This window comes from Streptomyces sp. NPDC029169 (assembly GCF_055563935.1).
The window spans coordinates 156656-181548 of the sequence record NZ_JBVHXA010000017.1 but is presented as its reverse complement, the minus strand read 5'-3'; the positions used below and the strand labels follow the sequence as shown (position 1 = coordinate 181548).

General features: G+C 70.6%; 21 protein-coding genes and 1 tRNA gene. 12 read left to right on the top strand and 10 right to left on the bottom strand.

Going from position 1 to position 24893, the window contains the following annotated elements; all coding sequences use genetic code 11:
- Positions 1 to 50 precede the first annotated feature (50 nt).
- Positions 51 to 2138 carry an MDR family MFS transporter gene (locus tag ACZ4VI_RS27930; protein ID WP_468003563.1) on the top strand — a complete coding sequence of 696 codons (2088 nt, stop codon included), beginning with the start codon at positions 51 to 53 and terminating at the stop codon, positions 2136 to 2138.
- Positions 2139 to 2150: 12 nt separating this feature from the next.
- On the opposite strand, the gene ACZ4VI_RS27925 is transcribed toward ACZ4VI_RS27930, so the two are convergent.
- Complete coding sequence (locus ACZ4VI_RS27925) at positions 2151 to 2582, bottom strand: YchJ family protein (RefSeq protein ID WP_468003562.1); 432 nt, start codon at positions 2580 to 2582, stop codon at positions 2151 to 2153.
- Positions 2583 to 2727: 145 nt separating this feature from the next.
- On the opposite strand from ACZ4VI_RS27925, the gene ACZ4VI_RS27920 reads away from it, so the two are divergent.
- Positions 2728 to 4509 carry a hydroxysqualene dehydroxylase gene (locus tag ACZ4VI_RS27920; RefSeq protein WP_468003560.1) on the top strand — a complete coding sequence of 594 codons (1782 nt, stop codon included), beginning with the start codon at positions 2728 to 2730 and terminating at the stop codon, positions 4507 to 4509.
- An 11-nt stretch (positions 4510 to 4520) separates the two neighbouring features.
- Here the strand turns inward: ACZ4VI_RS27920 and ACZ4VI_RS27915 are convergent, their stop codons facing one another.
- Positions 4521 to 4907 carry a VOC family protein gene (locus ACZ4VI_RS27915; protein WP_468003559.1) on the bottom strand — a complete coding sequence of 129 codons (387 nt, stop codon included), beginning with the start codon at positions 4905 to 4907 and terminating at the stop codon, positions 4521 to 4523.
- A 17-nt stretch (positions 4908 to 4924) separates the two neighbouring features.
- On the opposite strand from ACZ4VI_RS27915, the gene ACZ4VI_RS27910 reads away from it, so the two are divergent.
- Both ACZ4VI_RS27910 and ACZ4VI_RS27905 read left to right on the top strand, forming a co-directional pair.
- Positions 4925 to 6268, top strand: coding sequence for a 6-phospho-beta-glucosidase (locus ACZ4VI_RS27910; RefSeq protein WP_468003557.1), 1344 nt, complete (start codon positions 4925 to 4927; stop codon positions 6266 to 6268).
- Between the two features lie 58 nt (positions 6269 to 6326).
- Positions 6327 to 8234, top strand: a complete 1908-nt coding sequence (locus ACZ4VI_RS27905; protein ID WP_468003555.1) for a M64 family metallopeptidase — start codon at positions 6327 to 6329, stop codon at positions 8232 to 8234.
- 55 nt (positions 8235 to 8289) lie between these two features.
- Here the strand turns inward: ACZ4VI_RS27905 and ACZ4VI_RS27900 are convergent, their stop codons facing one another.
- The 3 genes from ACZ4VI_RS27900 to ACZ4VI_RS27890 all read right to left on the bottom strand — a co-directional run bounded on the left by ACZ4VI_RS27900 (position 8290) and on the right by ACZ4VI_RS27890 (position 10273).
- Positions 8290 to 9096 (bottom strand): SAM-dependent methyltransferase, encoded by an 807-nt coding sequence (locus ACZ4VI_RS27900; RefSeq protein ID WP_468003553.1) that lies wholly within the window; start codon positions 9094 to 9096, stop codon positions 8290 to 8292.
- 76 nt (positions 9097 to 9172) lie between these two features.
- Positions 9173 to 9409, bottom strand: coding sequence for a DUF397 domain-containing protein (locus ACZ4VI_RS27895; protein ID WP_137992288.1), 237 nt, complete (start codon positions 9407 to 9409; stop codon positions 9173 to 9175).
- Positions 9410 to 10273, bottom strand: coding sequence for a helix-turn-helix domain-containing protein (locus ACZ4VI_RS27890; RefSeq protein ID WP_468003551.1), 864 nt, complete (start codon positions 10271 to 10273; stop codon positions 9410 to 9412).
- Between the two features lie 254 nt (positions 10274 to 10527).
- Between ACZ4VI_RS27890 and ACZ4VI_RS27885 the strand changes: the two genes are divergently transcribed.
- From ACZ4VI_RS27885 to ACZ4VI_RS27875, 3 genes are read left to right on the top strand one after another with little or no spacing between them, the layout of a single operon-like run.
- Positions 10528 to 10965 carry an ATP-binding protein gene (locus tag ACZ4VI_RS27885; protein WP_468003632.1) on the top strand — a complete coding sequence of 146 codons (438 nt, stop codon included), beginning with the start codon at positions 10528 to 10530 and terminating at the stop codon, positions 10963 to 10965.
- 5 nt (positions 10966 to 10970) lie between these two features.
- Positions 10971 to 11369: a hypothetical protein gene (locus ACZ4VI_RS27880; RefSeq protein ID WP_468003630.1), complete on the top strand. Its 399-nt coding sequence runs from the start codon at positions 10971 to 10973 to the stop codon at positions 11367 to 11369.
- Positions 11370 to 11386: 17 nt separating this feature from the next.
- Positions 11387 to 12094, top strand: a complete 708-nt coding sequence (locus ACZ4VI_RS27875; protein ID WP_468003549.1) for a class I SAM-dependent methyltransferase — start codon at positions 11387 to 11389, stop codon at positions 12092 to 12094.
- A 67-nt stretch (positions 12095 to 12161) separates the two neighbouring features.
- Here the strand turns inward: ACZ4VI_RS27875 and ACZ4VI_RS27870 are convergent.
- A tRNA-Leu gene (locus ACZ4VI_RS27870) sits at positions 12162 to 12246 on the bottom strand.
- A gap of 257 nt (positions 12247 to 12503) precedes the next feature.
- Between ACZ4VI_RS27870 and ACZ4VI_RS27865 the strand changes: the two genes are divergently transcribed.
- Entirely contained in the window at positions 12504 to 13772 is a 1269-nt protein-coding gene (locus ACZ4VI_RS27865; RefSeq protein ID WP_468003628.1) for a DUF2254 domain-containing protein, read from the top strand.
- 10 nt (positions 13773 to 13782) lie between these two features.
- On the opposite strand, the gene ACZ4VI_RS27860 is transcribed toward ACZ4VI_RS27865, so the two are convergent.
- From ACZ4VI_RS27860 to sucC, 3 genes are read right to left on the bottom strand one after another with little or no spacing between them, the layout of a single operon-like run.
- Complete coding sequence (locus ACZ4VI_RS27860) at positions 13783 to 15357, bottom strand: aldehyde dehydrogenase family protein (RefSeq protein ID WP_468003547.1); 1575 nt, start codon at positions 15355 to 15357, stop codon at positions 13783 to 13785.
- 47 nt (positions 15358 to 15404) lie between these two features.
- The gene (gene sucD / locus ACZ4VI_RS27855; protein WP_468003546.1) at positions 15405 to 16307 is read right to left on the bottom strand and encodes a succinate--CoA ligase subunit alpha; all 903 of its coding nucleotides are present in this window, start codon (positions 16305 to 16307) and stop codon (positions 15405 to 15407) included.
- Between the two features lie 14 nt (positions 16308 to 16321).
- Entirely contained in the window at positions 16322 to 17458 is a 1137-nt protein-coding gene (gene sucC, locus ACZ4VI_RS27850) for an ADP-forming succinate--CoA ligase subunit beta (protein ID WP_468003544.1), read from the bottom strand.
- 160 nt (positions 17459 to 17618) lie between these two features.
- Here sucC and ACZ4VI_RS27845 point away from each other — a divergent pair, with 160 nt between their 5' ends.
- From ACZ4VI_RS27845 to ACZ4VI_RS27830, 4 genes are all read left to right on the top strand, one after another.
- On the top strand, positions 17619 to 19313 hold the full coding sequence (locus tag ACZ4VI_RS27845; protein WP_468003542.1) for a thiamine pyrophosphate-binding protein: 1695 nt from the start codon (positions 17619 to 17621) through the stop codon (positions 19311 to 19313).
- 16 nt (positions 19314 to 19329) lie between these two features.
- The gene (gene frc / locus ACZ4VI_RS27840; protein WP_468003540.1) at positions 19330 to 20574 is read left to right on the top strand and encodes a formyl-CoA transferase; all 1245 of its coding nucleotides are present in this window, start codon (positions 19330 to 19332) and stop codon (positions 20572 to 20574) included.
- Positions 20575 to 20579: 5 nt separating this feature from the next.
- Complete coding sequence (locus ACZ4VI_RS27835; RefSeq protein ID WP_468003627.1) at positions 20580 to 22727, top strand: acetate--CoA ligase family protein; 2148 nt, start codon at positions 20580 to 20582, stop codon at positions 22725 to 22727.
- Between the two features lie 112 nt (positions 22728 to 22839).
- Entirely contained in the window at positions 22840 to 24225 is a 1386-nt protein-coding gene (locus ACZ4VI_RS27830; protein WP_468003538.1) for an OFA family MFS transporter, read from the top strand.
- An 18-nt stretch (positions 24226 to 24243) separates the two neighbouring features.
- On the opposite strand, the gene ACZ4VI_RS27825 is transcribed toward ACZ4VI_RS27830, so the two are convergent.
- Entirely contained in the window at positions 24244 to 24885 is a 642-nt protein-coding gene (locus ACZ4VI_RS27825; protein WP_468003536.1) for a class F sortase, read from the bottom strand.
- Between the last annotated feature and the right edge of the window lie 8 nt (positions 24886 to 24893).

Below are 24893 nucleotides of genomic sequence, written 5' to 3'. Positions count from 1 at the left end.
TCGGACGTCCCCCGCATGCGGGCGGGCGTACCCGGTGTGAGGCTGCGAGGGTGACCACCACCAGCGAAGCCGCACCCGCGCGCCCAGCCGCCGAGCCGCCCGTGCTCGACAGCCGCCGCCGCAACATCGTCTTCGGCACGATCATGCTGGGCGTCCTGCTCGCCGCGCTGGACCAGACGATCGTCGGTACGGCCCTGCCGACCATCGTCTCGGACCTCGGGGGCGCCGCCCACATGTCCTGGGTGGTCACCGCGTATCTGCTGGCGGAGACGGTCGCCACCGTCCTGGTCGGCAAGTTCGGTGACCTCTTCGGCCGCAAGGTGATCTTCCAGATCTCCGCGATCGTCTTCATCACCGGCTCGTTCCTCTGCGGCCTCGCCACCAACATGACCCTGCTGATCGTCTGGCGCGGACTGCAGGGCATCGGCGCCGGCGGGCTGATGGTCACGTCCATGGCGCTCATCGCCGATGTGGTCCCGCTGCGCGAACGCGGCAAGTACCAGGGCGCGATCGGCGCCGTCTTCGGCGTCGCCACCGTCATCGGCCCGCTGCTCGGCGGGCTTTTCACCGACCATCTGAGCTGGCGCTGGGCGTTCTACGTCAACGTCCCGATCGCGATCCTCGTCATCATCGCCGCCGCCCGCACCATCCCCTCCGTACGGTCCGCGAGCAGGCCGGTCATCGACTACGCGGGCATCGCGCTGGTCGCGGTCGGCTCCAGCGCCCTGATCCTGGCGACCAGTTGGGGCGGCAACGAGTACGCCTGGGGCTCCGGCGTCATCATCGGACTCTTCGCCGGCGGTCTGATCGCACTCGCACTGTTCTGCCTGGTGGAGACCCGCGCGGCCGAACCGATGCTGCCCATGCGGCTGTTCGCCAATCCGGTCTTCACTGTCTGCTCCGTCCTGAGCTTCGTGGTCGGCTTCGCGATGCTCGGGTCGATGACCTTCCTGCCGTCCTATCTCCAGTACGTCGACGGGGACTCGGCCACCATCTCCGGCATCCGGACGCTGCCGATGGTCATCGGTCTCCTCATCGCCTCGATCTACAGCGGCAACGTGGTCAGCAAGAAGGGCCGCTACCGGATCTTCCCCATCGTGGGCTGTCTGGTGATGGGGCTCGGCCTCTTCCTGCTGTCCCTGATGGATACGGACAGCAGCACCTGGCTGGAGTCGCTGTACATGTTCGTACTCGGCGTCGGCATCGGTCTGTGCATGCAGGTGCTGACCATCGCGGTGCAGAACACGGTCGACTACGAGGACCTCGGCACCGCCACCTCGGGCGTCACCTTCTTCCGTACGCTCGGCAGCTCCTTCGGCACGGCGGTCTTCGGCACCATCTACGCCAACTCCCTGCAGCCCAATCTGGCCCAGGGGATCGGCGAGGCGGCCGCCGTTCCTGGGGCCCCGGATGCGTCCGCCCTCGCCCAGGCCGCGACGAGCCCGTCCGGCGTCCACGGGCTGCCGGACGACGTCGCGGCGCCGATCGTCCAGGCGTACGCGGACACCCTGCACACGGTCTTCCTCTGGACGGTGCCGGTCGCGGCGATCGGCTTCGTCGTGGCGCTGTTCCTGAAGGAGGTACCGCTCCGGGACACGGCCCGCGCCCTGGCACCCGACATGGGCGAGGGCTTCGGCTCCCCCACCATGACGCGCGACTCGGTCAAGCTGCTCGAACTCTCCGTCGGAAGGATCCTGCGCACGATGGATCCGGACACGGCACGCCGGATCGTCGCCGACTCCGACACCCGGCTCGACACGGCCGGCGCCTGGGCGGTGATGCAGGTGGAGCTCTTCACCCGGATGGTCGGGCATGCGAGCCTCGGCCTGATCTCGGCCGGGCGGCGGGTGCCGCCGGAGGTTCTGCTGCCGGTCTTCGACCGCATGGTCGACGAGGGGTTCCTGACGCGGGACGGCAATCTGCTCTCGCACACCCCGGCCGGAAAGCGGGAGGCCGAGGTCATCACCCACGCCTGGGGGGACTGGCTCCGCGCCCGGATCGAGCAGGAGCGCGGCCGGCCGAGCGGGCCCGAGCTGCGGGCGGCGACCGACGCGATCGCGAAGAAGCTCGTCGCGGAGGATCTCGCGCAGGGCATGCCGAGGGCCCCGCGCGAGACGGTCGGCGCCGCCGCCCGGTGAGCGCTGCTCCCGCTACTCGATGAAGTCGCCGTCCACGTACACCCAGGCCCCCTCGTGGCGGCGGAAGCGGCTGCGCTCGTGGAGCGAGCCGGCCTCGCCGCCGTGGGTGTAGCGGGCGACGAAGGTGACGGTCCCGGACTGGTGGAAGGCCGTGCCGTCGGTGGTGTCGCGGATCTCCAGACCGGACCAGCGCATCGACGGATCGAAGTCGACCTCGCCGGGGCGGGTCTCCGGCGCCCAGGTGCGCAGCAGGTAAGCGGCGTCGCGCACGACGAAGGCGCTGTAGCGGGAGCGCATGAGCAGTTCGGCGGTGGGGGCGGTGGCCGGCCCGGCGTGGAAGCGTCCGCAGCACTCGCCGTAGGGCGCGGGGAGGCCGCAGGGGCAGGGTGAGCTCGCGGTGACGGCGGGACGAGTGGGGTTCTTGCGGGTGACGCGTCGGGACATGGCGCCATTGTCTCGTGTACCGGAGGGGCGGGATCACGCCATGTGTGCGGCGTGGCCCGCACGATGCTTCCGGGAGCGGGTGGACACCCTTATGCTCCTGCGCCGGACGTGACCGTTACCGCCGGTAAGGCAAAGGGGCTGGGGCATGAACCGTACGGGTACCTCGCGACGCACCTTCGTGACCACGGCTGCTGCGGCCGCCGGCATAGCGGCCGTCGGAGCCGCTCCGGCTCCGGCTCTCGCGGCCGGAACGACCACGGCGACCTTTCCCTCCGTCGCCGTCCTCGGCGGCGGCGTCGCCGGCCTGACCGCCGCCCACGAACTGGCCGAACGCGGCTTCCGCGTGACCGTCTACGAGCGCCGGGCGCTCGGCGGCAAGGCCCGCTCGATGGACGTGCCCGACAGCGCGCGCGGCGGCCGGCGGCCGCTCCCCGCCGAGCACGGCTTCCGGTTCATCCCCGGGATCTACCACAACCTCCCCGACACGATGCGGCGCATCCCCTTCCCCGGGAACGCCAACGGCGTCTGGGACAACCTCGTCGCCCCGGCCGAGATGTCCTTCGCCCGCACCGGGCGCGAGGACCTGCGCATGCCGCTCCCCTGGCCAGGTCACAAGCCCGCCGAGCTCACCCTCGACGAGATCCGCCGCGCTCTGACCGCCTTCCTGGAGACCGCCGTCTCCATCCCGGTCCACGAGACGGCGTACTTCGTCAACCGCGTCCTCGTCTTCCTCACCAGCTGCGACGAGCGCCGCGACGAGGTCTGGGAGCGTACGCCCTGGTGGGACTTCGTGCGGGCGGCCCGGATGAGCTACGACTACCAGCGGATCCTGGCCGTCGGAGTCACCCGCAACATCGTCGCCACCAAGGCCGAGGAGGCCAGCACCCGCACGGTCGCGAGCATCCTGGAGGCCTTCGCCTTCAACGCGATGGGACGCGGCGCCGACGGACCGCTCGACCGGATCCTCGACCTGCCCACCAACGAGGCGTGGATCGACCCCTGGGTCGCCCATCTGACCGGCATGGGCGTGGAGTTCCGGATCGGCTGGACGGTGCGGGAGATGGCGTACGACTCCGCGGGCGGGCGGATCTCCGCCGCCGTGATCGAGGACCCGGACGGCGTGCGCCGCTCGGTGACCGCCGACCACTACATTTCCGCCATGCCGGTGGAGCACGCCCGGCGGACCTGGGGCGCCGCGCTCCGGGCGGCCGATCCGCAGCTGGCCCGGTGCGACAAGCTGGAGACGGACTGGATGACGGGCATTCAGTTCTATCTGACGGAGCAGGCCCCTCTCCTCAAGGGGCACGCCAACCTGATCGACTCCCCCTGGTCCCTGACCTGCATCCAGCAGGCACACCACTGGCCGACGCGCGACTTCCCCGCCGACTACGGCGACGGGTCGGCCGTCGACTGTCTCTCCGTGGACATCTCGGAGTGGGACCGGCCGGGCATCCTCTACGGCAAGACCGCCAAGCAGTGCACCCGTACGGAGGTCGCGCGCGAGGTGTGGGCGCAGCTGAAGGCCGCGTTCAACGACACGGGCCGTACGGTGCTGAAGGACGGCGCCCTGCACTCCTGGTTCCTGGACCCGGGCGTGGACGGCCTGGGCACGCCGAACCCGACCAACGACGACCAGCTCCTCATCCACCCGGTCGGCACCTTCCACAACCGCCCGCAAGCAGCGACGAACGTCCCGAACTTCTATCTGGCCGGCGACTACGTGGCCGTCGACATCGACCTGGCCACCATGGAGGGCGCCAACGCCTCCGCCCGGCAGGCCGTCAACGCGCTGCTCGACCGTACGGCTTCGACGGCCGCGCGCTGCACGGTCAAGCCGCTGTTCCGCGCGCCCGAGCTGGAGGCGCTCAAGCGCCACGACCGGCTCCGCTACCGGCTCGGCCTGCGCAACGCGCTCGATGTGGGGTGAGGACGCCCGATTCAGGGCCGGTAGCGGAGGGGATGGTCCTCGGGGACCTCGACGACGGCGATCTCTACGCCGTCGGGGTCCGCGATCCACATCTCGACCAGCCCCCAGGGCTCCGTCACCGGCTCCCGCAGGATCTCCACGGCCTTGTCGAGGAGATCGCCGTACACCGCGCGTACGTCGGCGACCTGGAGCCAGAGCTTCAGCCGTGGCGGGGGCTCGTCCGGAGTGGCGCGGCCGGAGATCTCCAGGAAGCCGCCGCCCAGGAAGTAGACGGTGCCCCGGTCGGGCCCGGTGCCGAACTCGCGGTACACCGTGAGCCCGAGCGTCTCGCCGTAGAAGGTGCGCGAGCGCTCGGGATCGGCCGGCCGGAGCAGGATCCGGCTGCTCAGTACGTGCATCCGAGTAGCGTACGACCATGAAACTGACGATTCTCGGAGGCGGCGGATTCCGGGTGCCGCTGGTGTACGGCGCCCTGCTCGACGATCACGCAGAGGGGCGGGTCACCCGGGTGACGCTGCACGACCTCGACGGCGGACGGCTCTCGGCGATCGCCCGGGTCCTCGCCGAGCAGGGCGCGGGGGTGCCGGACGCGCCGGAGGTGACGGCGACGACGGATCTGGACGAGGCGCTGCGCGGAGCGGACTTCGTCTTCTCGGCGATCCGGGTCGGCGGTCTCGAGGGCCGGGCGGCCGACGAGCGGATCGCCCTCGCCGAAGGGGTCCTGGGCCAGGAGACGGTCGGCGCGGGCGGGATCGCGTACGGGCTGCGGACGGTACCGGTCGCGGTGCACATCGCCCGGCGGATCGCCGAACTCGCCCCGGACGCCTGGGTCATCAACTTCACCAACCCGGCCGGTCTGGTGACCGAGGCGATGTCGCGGGTGCTCGGCGACCGGGTCGTCGGCATCTGCGACTCCCCCGTCGGGCTCGGCCGCCGGGTCGCCCGGGTCCTGGGCGCGAACCCGGACGAGGCGTGGATCGACTACGTCGGCCTCAACCACCTGGGCTGGCTGCGGGGACTGCGGGTCGGCGGCCGGGACGAGCTGCCGCGGCTGCTCGCCGACGAGGAGGCGCTGGGCTCCTTCGAGGAGGGGCGGCTCTTCGGACCCGAGTGGCTGCGCTCGCTGGGCGCGATCCCCAACGAGTACCTGCACTACTACTACTTCAACCGCGAGGCGGTCCGCGCCTATCAGCAGGCCGAGCGGACGCGTGGCGCCTACCTCAGCGACCAACAGGCCGCTTTCTACGGGGAGATGGGCAAGCCGGACACGCCTCCCCTGGCCACCTGGCACCGTACGCTCGCCGACCGGGAGGCGACCTACATGGCCGCGAACCGCGAGGCGGCCGGGATCGGCGAGCGCGACGAGGAGGACCTGGAGTCGGGCGGGTACGAGAAGGTGGCCCTGGCGCTGATGCGGGCGATCGCGCGCAACGAGCGGGCCACGCTCATCCTCAACGTCCGTAACGGCACGACCCTTTCGGTGCTCGACGCGGACGCGGTGATCGAGGTGCCCTGCTTCGTGGACGCGGCCGGCGCCCATCCGGTGTCCGTGGCCCCGCTGCCGTACCACGCGGTCGGCCTGGTCACGGCGGTCAAGGCGGTCGAGCGCGAGGTGCTCGCGGCGGCGGAGAGCCGATCGCGGACGACGGCGGTGAAGGCGTTCGCGCTGCATCCGCTGGTCGACTCGGTGTCGGTGGCGCGCCGGCTCGTCGACGGATACACGGCCGAGCACGCCGAACTGGCCTATCTGCGAAGCTGAAACGACTGTCCGGCGAACATCTTTACGCGACCGGGGGCGCGGCATACGCTCGCGCCCCATGACCTCACCTGGCATACGCCTTCGAAGGGCGATGGTCCGTCTCACGACGGCCTGTCTGCTGTCAGCAGGACTGGTGGGCGCCGGGGAGTCGGCGATCGCCGAGTCCCCGGCGCCCACCGACACCTCCCTCGCGGCGGCGGCCGTCGTCCCCGTCCAGCTCACCGGTCCCGCCGACAAGCGCTTCAACCTGGTGGTCATGGGCGACGGTTACACCGCCGGGGAGACGGCCGCGTTCCGCGCGGACGTCGACAAGCACCTGAGCGTGCTGTGGAGCATCGAGCCGTTCGCCTCGTACCGCTCGTACGTCAACGTCTGGGCGGTGGAGGTCCCTTCGCCGGAGTCGGGGGTCGACTGCGATCCGGGGCTCGACGCGCCCCGGCGCGACACTCCGCTGAACATGGGCTTCTGGGGCGGCTGCAACCCGAACAGCGTGCAGCGGCTGCTGACCGTCGACAGCGCGAAGGCCGCCGCGCTCGCCGACCTCGTCCCGGGCACGAGCGCCGACAACCGCCAGATCGTGGCCCTGGCGAACAGCGACACCTACGGGGGCGCGGGCGGCAGTTACGCCACCGCGTCCGGAGGCAACGCGCTCTCCTCGCTCATCACCCCGCACGAGATAGGTCACTCGCTGGGCGGGCTCCAGGACGAGTACGACTACTACGCGCGCGGTGTCGCCGGCGGCACGTACGAGGGGACGGAGCCGAGGTCGGCACACCACACCCTGCTGACCGAGGAGCAGATGCGGGAGCAGCGCGCGAAGTGGTGGCGCTGGCTGGGCGAGCCGAGCGAGGCGGGCGGTGTCATCGGCCGGCACGAGGGCGGCCTCTACAGCACCAAGGGCGTGTGGCGGCCGAGCAGGCACTCGATCATGAAGACGCTCGGCTACGCCTTCGACCAGGTCGGGCGCGAGGTGATGGTCCGGGCGATCTCGGCGAAGGTGAACCTCGTGCAGGGACACACGCCCGACGCGGCGCCGATCGGGGCCGACCGGACGGTGTGGGTCGACACGCTGCATCCGCTGGGCGGTGAACTCGACGTGGTGTGGCGGCTGGACGGCCGGACGCTCGACACGCGCAACGCCCGGACGCTCGACCTGCGGTCGCTGTCCCTCTCCCCCGGCGCCCACACCCTCACGGCGACGGTCAGCGACCCGACGCCGTTCGTGCGCGACCCGGCGGTACGGAGTGCGGCGGCACTGACCCGTACGGTGAGCTGGACCGTGAACCGGGCCCTGACGACGCCGGAGGACGAGGTCGCGGCGGCGTTCACGGGCCACACCCCGACGGCGTCACCGGTCGGCGCGCGCTCGGTGGTCCACGCGGACACCACCCATCCGACGCACCGTACGCTTCCCGTCCGGTGGTGGCTCGACGGACGGCTGGTCGACAACCCGGGCAACGACCGTGATCTGGACCTGCGTTCGCTGCGCCTGTCGCCCGGCACCCATACGCTCACCGCCCGGATCCCGGGCACCGGGGCCGAGTTGAGGTGGACGGTCGACGCTCGTCCGGCGACGGCCTCGTACGAACTCTCCGAGCCGCTGCGCACGGTGAGCCGGCCGGGCAGGCCCGTCGAGTACGTCTACGACGGCCCGTTCACGATGGGGCTGACGGCACGCGACGATCAACCGGGTTCCGTGGTACGGCAGTTCCGGGTGGACGGCGACGGCTGGTACACGTACTACGGCTGGCCGACCGACGCCGAGGCACCGTTCCGCTTCTCGCCGAGCGGCACGGTCATCGACGATCTCGTCTACGGAAAGCTCGGCCGGAGCCGGGCCGTCCCGTGGGACGACGCGACGCCGGACTACGGCACGCACACGGTCGAGTACCGCACGATCGACGCGGCGGGCAACGTGGGCGCGGCGAAGTCCTTCCTGGTGACGCTGGTTCAGCCGGGGCAGTAGCGGAGAGGCCCGCGGACCTGAGGGTCCGCGGGCCTCGTCGACGCTCAGCGGTCCCTCAGACCTTGCGGCCGACCGCGGCCCAGCCCGGGATCGGGTCGTCGCCCTGGACCGGGACGACCTCGCCCAGCTCCGGGTGCCACTCGGCGGTGAGCGAGACACCGGGCTCGACGAGCTCCAGGCCGTCGAAGAACGCGGCCAGCTCGTCACGCGAGCGCGGCCGCAGGGTCAGCCCGCGGGCCTTGTACATGCCGACGGCCTTCGCGGCGCCCTCGGGGTCGAAGTCGCCGGTGACGTGCGAGAGGACGAGGTAGCTGCCCGGCGCGAGCTTGTCGACGAGTTTGGCGACCAGCTCGCCCGCCCCGTCCTCGTCGCCGACGAAGTGCAGCAGGGCCAGCATCGACAGGGCGATCGGCCGGCCGAAATCAAGCACCTTCCCTGCTCTTTCGAGGATGATCTCGGGCTCACGGGCGTCCGCCTGGATGTACTCGGTGGCCCCTTCGGGCGTCGAGCGCAGCAGGGCGGCCGCGTGCGCGAGCACGATCGGGTCGTTGTCGCAGTAGACGATCCGGGACTCGGGCGCGGCCTCCTGAGCGATCTGGTGCAGGTTGGGCTCGGTCGGGATGCCCGTGCCGATGTCCAGGTACTGGCGTACGCCGTTGGCGCTGAGCCAGCGGATCGCCCGGTGCATGAAGGCCCGGTTGACCCGGGCCATGTCCCGGCCGCGGGCGTCGACGGTGAGGAGCTGCCGGGCCATCTCCTCGTCGACGGGGTAGTTGTCCTTGCCGCCCAGGAACCAGTCGTACATCCGCGCGGGGTGCGGCTTGCTGGTGTCGATCCGTACGGCGGCGGGGTCCTGGGTCATCGGGGCTCCTGGTCCGGGAGTGGAACTACTGGCACTGCAGCAAGAGTTACGCGACGGTAGGGGTGTGACGGAAGGGTCAGGTGAGCAGAAAGTCGGCCTGACCGGATTTCGCTCCCTGGATGAACGCGGCGATCTCGCCGTGGGTGTAGATGAGCGCCGGTCCTTCAGGGTCTGCGGACTGTCGCACGGCGACTCTGCCGTCGGCCAGCTTCATGGCCTCCACGCAGTTGCCCCCGTTCCCGCCGCTCCACGGCTTGTGCCAGCCTTCGGCACCGAGATCCGCGGCGGGCATGCCGTTGTATATGCGATCCATTCACAGCTCCTTGCGGAGATCCCGGAGGATCTCCTTCGTGCGTTGTGCAGTCGCGGCCTGGGCCGCCATGCGGTCCATGACCTCGAGATGAGAGGCCACCTCGGGGCGCGCGTCGAGGTACACGGCGCCGGTGAGGTATTCGCTGTAGACCATGTCCGGGAGTTCGGGCACGGCGAAGCGGAAGAGGACGAACGGTCCATAGGTGCCGGGGTGGTGGCCGGACGCGAACTCCGCGATCTGCAGGGTGACGTTCGGCAGCTCGGACGCTTCGAGCAGCCGGTCGAGCTGGTCGCGCATCACTTCGGGCCCGTCGCCGACCGGTCGGCGGAAGACCGTCTCGTCCATGATCACCCAGAACTTCGGGGCGTTCTCCCTGGTCAGCAGGGACTGACGCGCCATCCGCAGGGCTACATGACGTTCGATCTCCTCGGCACTGCTCGCACCGACCGCCCCGCTGCGCAGAATGGCGCGGGCGTACCCCTCGGTCTGCAGCAGACCGGGGACGAACTGGGGCTCGTACTCCCGGATGAGGCTCGCGGCCCCCTCCAGGCTGACGTACATGGAGAACCAGCCGGGCAGCACGTCGTGGAACCGCTGCCACCAGCCGGGAAGGTTGGCCTCCTCGGCGAGGGCGACGAACGCCTCGGCCTCGGAGTCCGAGATGCCGTACGCCTTGAGCAGGAGCTGGACGTACGGGATCTTCAGCGCGACTTCCGCGGTCTCCATGCGGCGGATCGTGGCCGGGGCGACGCGGAGGACCTTGGCGGCCTCCTCCCGCTTCAGGCCGGCCCGCTCGCGCAGATCGTGCAGACGCTTGCCGAGAACGACCTGTCCCACCGTGGGGGCGGACCGCGGCTCGCTCACTCTCAGACCTCCCCGACGCGCTGTTTCCTCGAGTGTGCCACGAACACGGCCAGAGAGAACACAGCACTCTGCAATTTTCAGAGTGCCCCTTGCCAAGTGTCCGCGTCGGGAGCAAAGTATTCCGGTGAACCAGTACGCGCTCCTGCCGGTCGCCGCCACGGGGGCGACGTACGGCACTGCTTACCCACTGTTGTGAGGAACCGGTCGTGGCTTCTGGTAACGCGCTCCCCTCAGGTCTCATGAGCCCCCGCGTCATGCACCAGCGCCCGCGCACCGATGCTCTCCGCCACGACGTCCGCCGGTTCACCTTCGAACTCCCCGCCCGCACCGACTCGGTCTCGCGCGCCCGCAGACTGGCGGAGGAGCGGCTCATCCTCTGGGGCTGCGCCCCTGACATACGCGACACGGTGACGCTGATCGTCTCCGAACTGGTCACCAACGCGGTCGTGCACACCGCGAGCGGCCATGTCGTCTGCGAACTGCGCGAGGGCGAAGAGCAGTTGCGCATAGCGGTACGGGACGAGGGCGGCGCGGCCGACCCGCGGATCCGGGACTGCGGCGAGGAGGAGCGCGGGCGCGGGCTGCTCCTGGTGGAGGCGCTGGCCAGTGCGTGGGGAGCGGACAGCACGGGACACGGCACGGCACGGGTCGTCTGGGCCGAACTGGCCCACGGCATGGGGTACACGTGCTGAGGTCGATGGCGACGCTGCTGTCACCCAGGGCGCGCAGGACCACGACCGCCGGCTCCACGCACCTGATCGTCCCCCCGGACCTCCCGACCGCGCTGGGCTGCGACGCCGTGGGGGTCCCCGCACGCTACGGCTTCCGGATCCTCTCCCGGCTCCCCTCCAAGGGCTGTGTCTACGCGGACACGGACTGGTGGTGGTGGCTTGTCCCGGCCGGCTCCGACATGGACCTGAACTGGCCCATGCCGGCTTGCTACGCCCCCGGCGCGGAGATCCCGGACCGCCGTCCCCGCCTGATCCACCAACCCGACGGCACCTCGCCGTACACGCCGCCGATCCCGCTCTACCTGCTGACCTGCCAGCTGACGGGCATCGCGCCGGCCTGGACGGTCATGACTCACGCACAGTGACGGCGTAGTGTCGCAGCATGTTCACCGCTCAGGGCCCGACCGTCCGTGAGCTGGCCGTCCAGGCCCTCTCCTCGGTGGAGCACGGCTACGACCTGCTGGCGAAGAAGTTCGACGAGACCCCCTTTCGGACCCCGGACCGCCTTCTGTCCGCGGTGACGGACACCCTGCGCCCGCTGGGCCCCTTCGACGCGGGCCTCGACCTCTGCTGCGGCACGGGCGCCGGCCTCTCCGTCCTCCGGTCGTTGTGCACGGGCCGGGTCACGGGCGTCGACTTCAGCGCGGGCATGCTGGCGGAGGCCCGCCGGGCCGACCCCGCGGCGACGCTGGTCCGCGCGGACGTCCTCGCTCTGCCCTTCACCCCCGCCTTCGATCTGGCGGTCAGCTTCGGCGCCTTCGGTCACTTCCTCCCGGAGGAGCGGCTGAGGCTGTTCCGTCAGGCCCACGCCTCCCTCCGGCCCGGCGGCCTCTTCGCCTTCCCGCTGCCGGCCCCGCCCCGCGTGGGCTCGCTGCCGTACTGGACGCTGCTGGGCTTCGACGCGGTGATGCGGGTGCGGAACGCGCTGTGGCGGCCTCGGTTCGTCATGTACTACCGGACGTTCCGCCTGGCGGACGTGCGTGCCGACCTGGAGCGGGCCGGGTTCACCGTGGGGACGCTGCCGGTCGAGTCCCTGGGGGTGCGGGCGGACGGGAGCCCGCGGTGCAGGGTGGTGCTTGCGCGGAAGTGACCGTGGGTCCGAGGTGCCGGGAAACGAAAAGTGCTGGTTGAGAGAATCTCAACCAGCACTCGTTCAGTGTCCGAGGGGGGACTTGAACCCCCACGCCCGATAAAGGGCACTAGCACCTCAAGCTAGCGCGTCTGCCATTCCGCCACCCGGACCAGGTGTTGTTGTCGTCCCGGGGTGTTCCCCGCGGCGACATGGATAACTCTACCAGGGGTTCGACGTGGCTTTCACCCACGTTTCCCGTGGTCAGTGGGGTGCGGCGGGTGCGATGTCCTTGATCCAGTTCGCGCCGAGCCGCTGCGTACACAGAGTGTCGTCGCTCGGATACGAGGAGTGGAGGCCGGTGCCGCCTAGCCTGCGCGGGGTGAGCTACCTCTCCGTGTACCGAAGGTCGGCGTACCGCAGGCCCCGGATGCTGTCGCCGCTACGGGAGCATCTGCGGGACACCTTCTGGTTCGCCCCGGTCGTGTCGATGGTGGTCGTCTTCGCGCTGTGGACGGGCGCGACGGCGCTGGACGAGGCGATCGTCGGGTATCTCCGCGATGAGGAGGCGTACGAGGAGATCTCCGATCTGATCGGGATCTCCGACGACGCCAAGACGATCGTGACGACGATCTCCTCGGCGATGATGACCTTCATCGGTGTGGTGTTCTCGATCTCGCTGGTCGCGGTGCAGATGGCGAGCGGCCAGTTCAGTCCGCGCGTGGTGCGGATCTTCATCCGGAGCCGGATCACCAAGGCGACGTTCTCCGTCTTCCTGTCGACCTTCCTGTTGTCGCTGCTCGTGCTGACCTCGTACGAGAGCGAGACCGATCCCCGGTTCGTGACGAACGTGCCGTTGGTGCAGTCGTTGCTGACGCTGCTCCTGGTGGGGCTGAGCCTGCTGCTCTTCGTGGCGTACGTGAACACGACGCTGCGGCTGATGCGCGTGGGGCACGTGGTGGAGCGGATCACGACCGAGTCGTTGTCCGTGCTGGCGAAGCAGCCGCAGTACGGGGGCGAGGTCGGCGAACTCGGGGATCCCACGGCGCTCCTGGTGCACCGGGGGCGCTCCGGGGTGCTGCGGGACGTGAACGTGGCGTGGCTGGTGCGGGGCGCGCAACGGCACGGGGTCGTGCTGCGGCTGCTGCCCCGGATCGGGGACTTCGTGGTGCCCGGGACCCGCATCCTCGCCGTACACGGGGGGCAGGTGCCGCGCCGGCTGGCCGCGGCGGTCTCCGTCGGGGTCGAGCGGACGTTCCATCAGGACCTCGGCTTCGGGCTGCGGCAACTCTCCGACATCGCTCTGCGGGCCCTCTCCCCCGCCGTCAACGACCCGACGACGGCCGTGCAGTGCCTGGACCGGATCGTCCAGATCCTCGCGTCGCTCGCGAACCGGCCGCTGGGGTCCGTCCATCACCGGGACCGCGCGGGCGCGGTCCGGCTGGTGCAGGACGGACCCGGGTGGACCGACCTGGTGGATCTCGGGTTCACCGAGGTCCGGGGCTGCGCGGCGGACAGCCCGCAGGTGTCCCGGCGGATGCTGGCGGGGCTGGAAGACCTGCTCTCGCTGGCCCCGGAGGAACGCAGGGAACCGCTGCTCCGGCATCGCGCGCTGCTGACACAACAGGTCGAGCGCGCGGTGCCGGAAGCGGCCGACCGGGCCTTCGCCCTGGAGCCGGACCGTCAGGGGATCGGATGAACGGTTCCTGTCACGGCATCAGGTGGTAGTCGGGGAAGTTGCCCGGGAGCCGCTCCCTTTCGGGGGCCTCGGTGCCTTCGGTGACGGCCTTGACCAGCAGGTCGCCGCCGACGAACGCGCCGCGCCAGGAGGCTCCGAAGCCGCCGAAGAGCTCGTCGCGGTCGCCTCGGGAGCGGGGCTTTCCGTGGCCCGTCTTGAAGGCCCGGATCTGCGGGGCGAGTCGGGCGTACGTCTCCGGGTCGTCGGTGGCGAGCGTCGCGACGAGGGCGCCGTTGGACGCGTTCATCGCGGCGAGGAGTTCGGCCTCGGTGTCGACGAGGACGATCGTGTCGACCGGGCCGAAGGGTTCGGCGTGGTGGAGGGGTGAGGACGGGGGCGGGTTGAGGAGGGTGACGGGCGGGAGATAGGCCGAGGTGTCCTGGCCCGGCAGGAAGCGGCCGTCGGCGAGGGAGCCGTGGTGGACCGGGATCGCGCCCCGGTCGATGGCCTCGGCGACCTGGTCGCCGAGCTCCTTGGCCTTGGCGGCGTTGATGAGCGGGCCGAAGTCGAGGTCGGGAAGCTCGTCCTCCGGGTGTTCGACGGCGAGCGGGTGCCCGAAGCGGAGGGCTCGGACGGGTGGGAGGTAGGCGGCGAGGAAGTCGGCGAACAGGGTGCGCTGGACGACGAAGCGGGGGTAGGCGGTGCAGCGCTGTTTGCCGTAGTCGAAGAGTGTGGGGACCACGGCGGTGAGTGCAGGCCAGTCCGTGTGGTTCCAGATGCCCCAGGTGTTGAGGCCCTCCTGTTCGAGGATGTGGCGTTTGCCCAGGTCGGCGACTGCGGTGGCGATGCGTGCGCCGGTGTCGCGGCCGCCGACGAAGGAGACGCAGCCGATCTCGGGGGCCCGGACGAGGGCCTCGGAGAGCTCGCCTCCGCTTCCGCTGACCAGAGTGATCGGGATGCCCTCGCGGGCGGCTAGCGCGGCGGCGAGGGTGAGGCAGGCGAGGCCGCCGTCGGTCGGGGTCTTGGCGATGACGGCGTTTCCGGCCAGCGCCTGGACGAGCAGGGCGTGGACGAGGACGGACATCGGGTAGTTCCAGCTGGCGATGTTGGAGACGGGGCCGGGCAGCGGGGTGCGGCCGGCGAGCATGGTGTCGATGCCGTCGACGTACCAGCGCACGCCGTCGATCGCGCGGTCGACGTCGGCCTGGGCGAGCCGCCACGGCTTGCCGATCTCCCAGACGAGGAGGAGGGCGAGCAGCTCGCGGTGGGCGGCGAGCGCGTCGAGGGTGGCGGAGACGCGGGCGCGGCGCTCGGCCGGCGGGATGTGCCGCCAGGCCCGGTGCTGGTCGAGCGAGGCGCGGACGGCCTGGTGGGCGGTGGCGGCGTCGAGGCGCGGCGGGCCGGCGACGGGGCTGCCGTCCACGGGGCTGGTGGCGGGGAGCGCCCGTCCGTCGGGCTGCCAGGTGCCGGCCCAGAGGTTGAGGACGGTGTCGTCACGGAACGCCTCGGGGGCGGCGGTGAGGCAGCGCCGCCAGGCATCGGCCCAGGCGGTGCCTGGCTTGAGGGTGAGGGTCGGGGTCGTGGTCGGGTTCGGGGTCGGGGCCATGGGGTGTTCTCCGCTCTCGGTGGCTGGGGAGCGCTGCGGCAGGAGCGTCAGTGGTGGGTGGGGTCCTGCGGGGCCGCCAGCCGGGCGAGGACGAGCGCGGCCGTCTCGGTCGGGGTGGCGCCGACCTGGACGCCCGCTGCTTCCAGGGCCTTCCTCTTCCCCTCGGCCGTACCGGACGTTCCGGAGACGATGGCTCCGGCGTGGCCCATGGTCTTGCCCTCAGGGGCGGTGAACCCGGCGATGTAGGCGATGACGGGCTTGGTGATGTGGGCCGCGATGTGGTCGGCGGCGCGCTCCTCGGCGTCGCCGCCGATCTCCCCGATCATCACGATCAGATCGGTGTCGGGGTCGGCCTCGAACGCGCTGAGGCAGTCGATGTGGGTGGTGCCGACGACCGGGTCGCCGCCGATCCCGACGGCCGAAGAGAAGCCGTGCTCCCGGAGCTCGTACATGAGCTGGTAGGTGAGCGTGCCGGACTTGGAGACGAGTCCGATACCGCCGGGCTCGGGCGCGATGTCGGAGGGGATGATGCCGGCGTTGGACTGGCCCGGGCTGATCAGGCCGGGGCAGTTGGGGCCGATGACGCGGGTGCCGTGGGTGCGGGCGTACGCCTGGAAGGCCACGGTGTCGTGGACGGGGATGCCCTCGGTGATGACGACGGCGAGGCCGATGCGGGCGTCGACGGCTTCGAGGACGGCCGCCTTGGCGAAGGGCGGGGGGACGAAGACGACCGTCACGTCGGCTCCGGTGGCGTCCATGGCCTCGCGGACGGAGCCGAAGACGGGGATCGCGCGCCCGTCGAGGTCGACGGTGGCGCCCGCCTTGCGCGGGTTGACTCCGCCGACGACGTCGGTGCCGGCGGCGAGCATACGGCGGGTGTGCTTCATGCCCTCGGCGCCCGTCATGCCCTGGACGAGGACCATGCTCTGCCTGGTCAGGAAGATGGCCATGGGTTCACATCCCTTCAGCGGGTGGCGAGTTGTGCGGCGCGGGCGGCGGCGCTGTCCATCGTGGTGACCTGCTCGACGAGCGGGTGGGCGCGGGCGTCGAGGATGGCCCGGCCGCGGGCGGCGTTGTTGCCGTCGAGGCGTACGACGAGTGGCCGGGTGAGGTGGACGGACTCCAGGGCCCGGACGATGCCTTCGGCGACGGCGTCGCAGGCGGTGATGCCGCCGAAGACGTTGACGAGTACGGCTCTGACGTCGGGGTCGGAGAGGATGACGTCGAGGCCGTCGGCCATGACCTGGGCGGAGGCGCCGCCGCCGATGTCGAGGAAGTTGGCGGGGCGGGCGCCTCGGCCGGCGACGACGTCGAGGGTGGACATGACGAGTCCGGCCCCGTTGCCGATGATGCCGACCTCTCCGTCGAGCTTGACGTAGGTGAGGCCCTTGGCCGCGGCGGCGGCCTCCAGCGGGTCGCCGTCGGTCCGGCCCGCCTCGGATACCTCACTCCAACGGGCCTGGCGGAAGCGGGCGTTGTCGTCGACGGTGACCTTGCCGTCGAGGGCGAGGATCGCGCCGTCGGCGGTACGGACGAGGGGGTTCACCTCGACGAGGAGGGCGTCCTCGCCGACGAGGACCTGCCAGAGGCGGACCAGTACGTCGGCGGTCTCCGCGGGGAGCCCCGCCGCGGTGGCGATCTCGGCGGCCTTGGCCTCGGTCACCCCTTCGGCCGGGTCGACGGGGATGCGCGCGACGGCCTCGGGCCGGGTGGCGGCGACCTCCTCGATGTCCATGCCGCCCTCGGCGGAGGCGATGGCGAGGAAGGCGCCGGCCGCCCGGTCGAGAACGTAGCTGACATAGAACTCGTCCTGGATGTCGACCGGTTGGGCGAGCATGACCCTACGGACGGTGTGGCCCTTGATGTCCATGCCGAGGATCTGGCGGGCGGTGATCTCGGCGGCCGCCGGGTCGGCCGCGAGTTTGACTCCGCCCGCCTTGCCACGTCCGCCGGTCTTCACCTGCGCCTTGACGACGACACGTCCGCCGAGGAGTTCGGCGGCCTGCCGAGCCTCGCGGGGGTGGTCGACGACGGCCGCGTCGGGGACCGCGATTCCGTAGCCCTTGAAGACTTCCCTTGCCTGGTGCTCGTACAGGTCCATCTCGGCTCCTGACTCGAAAGCTCCCTGACTCGAAAGTGCCGCACACCCCCTGGACACCGTCCGGGCGATGCGGGATAACAAGCTTCATACAGTATTCGTCGACTGTATGCAATCGACTGCGACAGCACCTCAACCCCCTACGAAGGGACAGGACTTCGCCATGCCCGACGACAGCCAGCAGCCTCAGCAGGAACGCATCTCCGGTGGACATCTGGTCGCCAAGGCCCTCAAGGCGGAGGGCGTCGACGTCATCTACACGCTCTGCGGCGGCCACATCATCGACATCTACGACGGCTGTGTCGACGAGGGCATCGAAGTCGTCGACGTACGCCACGAACAGGTGGCCGCGCACGCCGCCGACGGGTACGCCCGGATCACCGGAAAGCCGGGCTGCGCCGTGGTCACCGCCGGCCCCGGCACCACCGACGCGGTCACCGGAGTCGCCAACGCCTTCCGCGCGGAGTCGCCGATGCTCCTGATCGGCGGTCAGGGGGCCCACAGCCAGCACAAGATGGGCTCGCTGCAGGACCTCCCGCACGTCGACATGATGATGCCGATCACCAAGTTCGCCGCCACCGTGCCGGACACGGCCCGCGCGGCGGACATGGTCTCCATGGCCTTCCGCGAGTGCTACCACGGCGCGCCCGGGCCCTCCTTCCTGGAGATCCCGCGCGACGTCCTGGACGCCACCGTCCCGGTGGAGAAGGCACGCGTGCCCAAGGCCGGGCAGTACCGCGCCTCCACCCGCAGCGCCGGCGATCCCGAGGCGGTCGAGCGGCTGGCCGATCTGCTGGTGCACGCCGAGAAGCCGGCGATCCTGCTGGGCAGCCAGGTCTGGACGACCCGGGCCACGGACGCGGCCGTCGAGCTCGTACGGACCCTCAACATCCCCGCGTACATGAACGGGGCGGGGCGCGGCACCCTGCCGCCCGGCGATCCGCACCACTTCCAGCTCTCCCGGCGCTACGCCTTCTCCAACGCCGATGTCATCGTCGTCGTCGGCACCCCCTTCGACTTCCGGATGGGCTACGGCAAGCGGCTCTCCCCGGACGCCACCGTCGTCCAGATCGACCTGGACTACCGGACCGTCGGCAAGAACCGGGACATCGACCTCGGGATCGTCGGCGACGCGGGGCTGATCCTGACGTCGGTCACGGAGGCGGCGAGCGGCCGGCTCAACGGCGGCGCCATCAAGCGGAAGGCCTGGCTGGAGGAGCTGCGTACCGCCGAGCAGACCGCACTGGACAAGCGGCTGCCGCAGCTCCGCTCGGACGCCTCGCCGATCCACCCGTACCGCCTGGTCAGCGAGATCAACGACTTCCTCACCGAGGACTCGATCTACATCGGCGACGGCGGGGACATCGTGACCTTCTCCGGCCAGGTCGTGCAGCCCAAGTCACCCGGGCACTGGATGGACCCGGGGCCGCTCGGCACGCTCGGCGTCGGCATCCCCTTCGTCCTGGCGGCCAAGCAGGCGCGCCCGGACAAGGAGGTGGTGGCGCTCTTCGGCGACGGCGCGTTCTCCCTCACGGGCTGGGACTTCGAGACTCTCGTCCGCTACAACCTCCCCTTCGTCGGCATCGTCGGCAACAACTCCTCGATGAACCAGATCCGCTACGGCCAGGCCCAGAAGTACGGCCTGGAGCGCGAGCGGGTCGGCAACACCCTCGGTGACGTCCACTACGACAAGTTCGCGCAGATGCTGGGCGGTTACGGCGAGGAGGTGCGGGACCCCGCCGACATCGCCCCCGCGCTGCGCCGCGCCCGCGAGTCGGGCCTGCCGTCGCTGATCAACGTCTGGGTCGACCCCGACGCGTACGCGCCCGGAACCATGAACCAGACCATGTACAAGTGAGAGGCCGGTCTCCGTCATGACCAAGGCACAGGGCACCAAGGCACTTGAAGGCATCCGCGTCCTCGACATGACGCATGTGCAGTCCGGACCCTCCGCCACCCAGCTGCTCGCCTGGCTCGGCGCGGACGTGGTGAAGCTGGAGGCCCCGTCCGGCGACATCACCCGCAAGCAGCTGCGGGACATCCCGGACGTGGACTCGCTCTACTTCACGATGCTCAACTGCAACAAGCGGAGCATCACCCTCAACACCAAGACCGAGCGTGGCAAGGAGCTGCTCACCGAGCTGATCCGACGCAGTGACGTCATGGTCGAGAACTTCGGCCCAGGGGCCGTCGACCGGATGGGCTTCACCTGGGATCGCATCCAGGAGATCAATCCGCGAATCGTCTACGCCTCCATCAAGGGGTTCGGGGAGGGCCCGTACACCGACTTCAAGGCGTACGAGGTCGTCGCACAGGCCATGGGCGGCTCGATGGCCACCACCGGGTTCGAGGACGGGCCGCCGCTGGCGACGGGCGCCCAGATCGGTGACTCCGGCACCGGCATCCACGCCGTGGCCGGAATCCTGGCGGCGCTCTTCCAGCGCGAGAACACCGGGCGGGGGCAGCGGGTGAACGTCGCGATGCAGCACGCGGTGCTGAATCTCTGCCGGGTGAAGCTGCGGGACCAGCAGAGGCTTTCGCACGGGCCGCTCTCCGAGTACCCCAACGAGGATTTCGGCGAGGAAGTCCCCCGTTCGGGTAATGCCTCCGGCGGCGGCCAGCCGGGCTGGGCGGTGCGGTGCGCCCCCGGCGGGCCGAACGACTACGTGTACGTCATCGTCCAGCCCGTCGGCTGGGCCCCGCTCTCGGAGCTCATCGGCCGGCCCGAGCTCGCCGAGGACCCGGAGTGGGCGACGCCGGAGGCCCGGCTGCCCAAGCTCTCCAAGATGTTCCAGCTGACCGAGGAGTGGTCCTCGACGCTGCCCAAGTGGGAGGTCCTGGAGCAGCTCAACGCCCGGGGCATCCCGTGCGGTCCGATCCTGTCCACCAAGGAGATCATCGAGGACGCCTCGCTGGTCGCCAACGAGATGGTGGTCGAGGTCCCCCACCCCGAGCGCGGCAGCTTCACGACGGTCGGCTCCCCGCTCAAGCTCTCCGACTCACCGGTGGAGGTCGTGACCTCACCGCTGCTCGGCGAGCACAACGAAGAGGTGTACGTCGGCGAGCTGGGGCTCGGCGACGAGGAGCTGCGGCTGCTGAAGACGAGTGGGGTGATCTAGTGGCGATCGAATTCGACCGGGAAGCCGTACGGGAAGTTCTCGACGCCGTACGGGCCGAGGGGCGGACCGCGCTCACCGCGCCCGAAGGGAAGGCGCTCGCCGACGCGTACGGGATCGCCGTGCCGGGCGAGGCCCTGGCGCGGGACGTGGACGAGGCGGTGGCGCAGGCCGACCGGCTCGGCGGAAAGGTCGTCCTGAAGATCATCTCCCCCGACATCCTGCACAAGACCGACGCGGGCGGTGTGGTCGTCGGGGTGGAGGGAGCGGCGGAGGTCCGTGAGGCGTTCTGCCGGATCGTCGAGAACGCCCGGGCCTACGCCCCGGACGCGCGCATCGACGGTGTGCAGGTGCAGCAACTGCTGCCGCCGGGCCAGGAGGTCATCGTCGGCGCCGTCACCGATCCGGCCTTCGGCAAGGTCGTCGCCTTCGGGCTCGGCGGAGTGCTCGTGGAGGTGCTGAAGGACGTCACGTTCCGGCTCGCGCCGGTGACCGCCGACGAGGCGGTGTCGATGCTGGACTCGATCCGGGCGGCGGAGATCCTGCGCGGGGTGCGCGGAGCGCCGGCCGTGGACCGGTGGGCGCTCGCCGAGCAGATCCGGCGCGTCTCCCAACTGGTCACCGACTTCCCCGAGATCGCCGAGGTCGACCTCAACCCCGTGATCGCCACGCCCGAGGGTGCCACCGCGGCCGACATCCGCGTGATCCTCGCCTCCGAAGTGCCCGCACCGCGGCGGACGTTCACCCGCGAAGAGATCCTCCGGTCCATGCGGCGGCTCATGGAGCCGCGTGCGGTGGCCGTGATCGGGGCCTCCAACGAGCGGGGGAAGATCGGCAATTCGGTGATGCGCAACCTCGTCGACGGCGGATTCCCGGGCGAGATCCATCCGGTGAACCCCCGGGCCGATGACATCCTGGGCCGCAAGGCGTACAAGAGTGTCACGGACGTTCCCGGTGAGGTGGATGTGGCGGTCTTCGCGATCCCCGCTCCGTTCGTGGCGTCGGCGCTGGAGGAGGTGGGCCGCAAGGGCATTCCCAACGCGGTGCTGATCCCGTCCGGCTTCGCCGAGACCGGGGAACACGCCCTGCAGGACGAGATCGTGGCCGTGGCGGAGCGGTACGGCATCCGGCTCCTGGGGCCGAACATCTACGGGTACTACTCGACCTGGCAGGACCTGTGCGCCACCTTCTGCACGCCGTACGACGTCAAGGGGGGTGTGGCCCTGACCTCGCAGTCGGGCGGGATCGGGATGGCGATCCTGGGCTTCGCCCGCACCACGCGGACGGGTGTGTCGGCGATCGTCGGGCTCGGCAACAAGTCGGACATCGACGAGGACGATCTGCTGACCTGGTTCGGCGAGGATCCCCGTACCGACTGCATCGCGATGCACCTGGAGGACCTCAAGGACGGGCGGGCCTTCGTCGAGGCGGCCCGGCAGACCGTGCCGAGGAAGCCGGTGGTCGTCCTCAAGGCCGGGCGCACCAGCGCGGGGGCGCGGGCGGCCGGTTCGCACACGGGCGCGCTCGCGGGCGACGACGCGGTGTACGACGACATCCTGCGGCAGGCGGGCGTCATCCGGGCGCCCGGGCTGAGCGACATGCTGGAGTACGCGCGGGCCCTGCCCGTGCTGCCGGCACCGCAGGGGGACAACGTCGTCGTCATCACCGGAGCCGGCGGCTCGGGGGTGCTCCTGTCGGACGCGATCGTCGACAACGGGCTGCGGCTGATGGAGATCCCGGACGACCTGGACGCCGCCTTCAAGGCGTTCATCCCGCCCTTCGGGGCCTCGGGCAACCCCATCGACATCACGGGCGGCGAGCCGCCGTCCACGTACGAGGCCACCATCAGGCTCGGCCTGGAGGACCCGCGGATCCACGCGCTCGTCCTCGGCTACTGGCACACCATCGTCACTCCCCCGATGGTGTTCGCCGAGCTCACCGCGCGCGTGGTGGCGGAGTTCCGCGAGCGGGGGATCGAGAAGCCGGTGGTGGCCTCGCTCGCGGGCGATGTCGAGGTCGAGGAGGCGTGCCAGTACCTGTTCGAGCGGGGCGTCGTGGCCTACCCATACACGACGGAGCGGCCCGTGGCGGTGCTCGGCGCGAAGTACCGGTGGGCCCGGGCCGCGGGCCTCCTTGGCGGTGATGCGGTGAGCTGAGCGACAGCTCGAACCACGGGGCTCGCGGCGGCCGCATGCCGCGGGCCCCGGTGCGAAGGGAACGGACAGGGGGCGCTGGCCAGACTTCTTCCACGCGAGGGGTTCGATCTCCATGACGACAACCGACATCACCGCCACCCTCCCTTACAGGGAGGTGACGGACGCCAACGGCCGTACGTACCGGCTCGGCGAGACCGACGTCGACCTGATGGGCCGCACACGCAAGTGGATGGTCATCCTGCCCTGGGTGGGCATGATGGGCATCAGCTCGGCGGAGTACGCGTTCGCGTCCGCCGAGGACACGCTGCACACCGCGCACAGCTGGAGCAGCGCGCACATCTTCTGGATGCTCGGGGTCTGGGTGTTCTTCCAGGCCGCGGTGGCCTTCCCGGCCGGAAAGCTGCGCGAGAGCGGGTGGTTGCCGGCCCGCTGGGCGATGATGCTGGGCGCGCTCGGCACGCTGCTCGGCTATCTCTCGCTCGCCTTCGCCCCTCATGTGATCGTCGCCTACATCGGCTTCGGCATGTTCAGCGGCATGGGCGCGGGCATGGTCTACGCGACCTGCGTCAACATGGTCGGCAAGTGGTATCCCGAACGGAAGGGCGGGAAGACGGGGTTCGTGAACGGCGGCTTCGCCTACGGATCGGTGCCGTTCGTCTTCATCTTCACCGGCTACATGGATCTGACGAACTTCCGTTGGGTGCTGGTCTCGGTCGGGCTCTTCCTGGCCGCGATGGTCGCGGTCGCCGGGTACTTCTTCCAGGACCCGCCGAAGAACTGGTGGCCGGCCCAGGTGGATCCGCTGAAGAAGCCGGACGACCCGCGTGCGCGGAGGGCGTTGGAGAAGAACCCGCCCGCCGTGAAGCAGTACACGCCGATCGAGGCCTGGCGGACCGGGCGGGTCGCGCTGATGTGGTTCTGTCTGCTGTGCACCTCGGGCGTCAACATCTTCGGGATCGCCTTCCAGGTGCCGTTCGGCGACGAGGCGGGCTTCGCGGGCGGGATCGTGGCGACGGCGATGTCACTGAAGGCCATCGTGAACGGCACCGGACGCGGCGTGATCGGCTGGCTCTCGGACCGCTACGGCCGCAAGCAGTGTCTGATCTTCGTCTGCATCGTCCTGGGGCTCGCACAGTACGGCATCCTGTGGTCAGGCAACATCCACAATCTGCCGTTGTTCCTGGTGTTCTCCAGCATCTCCGGCTTCGGTGGTGGCGCGATCTTCCCCATGTTCGCGGCGATGACGGCGGACTACTTCGGGGAGAACAACAACGCCTCCAACTACGGTCTCGTCTACAGCTCCAAGCTGGTGTCGGGCCTCCTCGGCTCCGGCATGGGCGCGGTCGTGGTCTCGGCCTGGGACTACTCGGGCGCCTTCCTGCTCGCCGGGTCGATCTCCCTGTTCGCCGGCTTCGTGGCGCTGTTCCTGCACCCTCCGGGGCGGCCACGGGCCCGCCGGGTGGCGGCGAACCCGCGGCCGATCAGCCGGGACGTGTGAGCGTGCGGTGCCTCCGGGTCAGCGGACCTCGATCAGGCGAGCGGAGACGACGACATTGCCGGCGTACCCCTGCTTCGAGAAGCCGCCGCCGCAGGTGAGGACGCGCAGCTCGGGGTGGCCGGTGCTCCGATAGATCCGCTCGGCCGGGAAGCCGTCCTTCGGGACGACCTCGATGCCGTACACGGAGAAGACGGCCGTCCTGCCGTCCTGACGGGCGATCTCGATACGGTGGCCCTTCTTCAGCGCCCCCAGGTCGTAGAAGACGGCCCGCCCGTGCGGGGTGTCGACATGGCCGACGACGACGGCCGTGCCCTTTTCGCCGGGGGTGACGGCGCCGGTGAACCAGCCGGCGAGGTTCGTCTCGTACGCGGCCGGGGTGTCGATCCACCCTTCGGCGTCGAGCCCGACGGCCGTGACCGGCGCGTCGATACGGACGGCGGGGACGCGGACGCGGGCGGGACGGGAGGCGGGCAGCGCGTCGGGGACCTGCGCGGGGGCGAGGACGGAGGCGTGGTCCGGGGCCGCGGCGGCGAGCGGCTGAGGGGGGCCTCCCGCGCGCCACTCCTCCGTACCGCCTCGCACGAGATGGATGCCGACGAGCAGGACGACGACGACGGCGCCCCACGCGCCGCGCCTGGAGGACCCGTTCGACTCCCGCACGTTCTGTG

Bases quoted from the DNA above. Each gene is read 5' to 3' on its own strand.
- ACZ4VI_RS27925 (WP_468003562.1), bottom strand. From the start codon at position 2,582: ATGTCCCGACGCGTCACCCGCAAGAACCCCACTCGTCCCGCCGTCACC.
- ACZ4VI_RS27920 (WP_468003560.1), top strand. From the start codon at position 2,728: ATGAACCGTACGGGTACCTCGCGACGCACCTTCGTGACCACGGCTGCT.
- ACZ4VI_RS27915 (WP_468003559.1), bottom strand. From the start codon at position 4,907: ATGCACGTACTGAGCAGCCGGATCCTGCTCCGGCCGGCCGATCCCGAG.
- ACZ4VI_RS27910 (WP_468003557.1), top strand. From the start codon at position 4,925: ATGAAACTGACGATTCTCGGAGGCGGCGGATTCCGGGTGCCGCTGGTG.
- ACZ4VI_RS27905 (WP_468003555.1), top strand. From the start codon at position 6,327: ATGACCTCACCTGGCATACGCCTTCGAAGGGCGATGGTCCGTCTCACG.
- ACZ4VI_RS27900 (WP_468003553.1), bottom strand. From the start codon at position 9,096: ATGACCCAGGACCCCGCCGCCGTACGGATCGACACCAGCAAGCCGCAC.
- ACZ4VI_RS27895 (WP_137992288.1), bottom strand. From the start codon at position 9,409: ATGGATCGCATATACAACGGCATGCCCGCCGCGGATCTCGGTGCCGAA.
- ACZ4VI_RS27885 (WP_468003632.1), top strand. From the start codon at position 10,528: ATGCACCAGCGCCCGCGCACCGATGCTCTCCGCCACGACGTCCGCCGG.
- ACZ4VI_RS27880 (WP_468003630.1), top strand. From the start codon at position 10,971: ATGGCGACGCTGCTGTCACCCAGGGCGCGCAGGACCACGACCGCCGGC.
- ACZ4VI_RS27875 (WP_468003549.1), top strand. From the start codon at position 11,387: ATGTTCACCGCTCAGGGCCCGACCGTCCGTGAGCTGGCCGTCCAGGCC.
- ACZ4VI_RS27865 (WP_468003628.1), top strand. From the start codon at position 12,504: ATGCTGTCGCCGCTACGGGAGCATCTGCGGGACACCTTCTGGTTCGCC.
- ACZ4VI_RS27860 (WP_468003547.1), bottom strand. From the start codon at position 15,357: ATGGCCCCGACCCCGAACCCGACCACGACCCCGACCCTCACCCTCAAG.
- sucD (WP_468003546.1), bottom strand. From the start codon at position 16,307: ATGGCCATCTTCCTGACCAGGCAGAGCATGGTCCTCGTCCAGGGCATG.
- sucC (WP_468003544.1), bottom strand. From the start codon at position 17,458: ATGGACCTGTACGAGCACCAGGCAAGGGAAGTCTTCAAGGGCTACGGA.
- ACZ4VI_RS27845 (WP_468003542.1), top strand. From the start codon at position 17,619: ATGCCCGACGACAGCCAGCAGCCTCAGCAGGAACGCATCTCCGGTGGA.
- frc (WP_468003540.1), top strand. From the start codon at position 19,330: ATGACCAAGGCACAGGGCACCAAGGCACTTGAAGGCATCCGCGTCCTC.
- ACZ4VI_RS27830 (WP_468003538.1), top strand. From the start codon at position 22,840: ATGACGACAACCGACATCACCGCCACCCTCCCTTACAGGGAGGTGACG.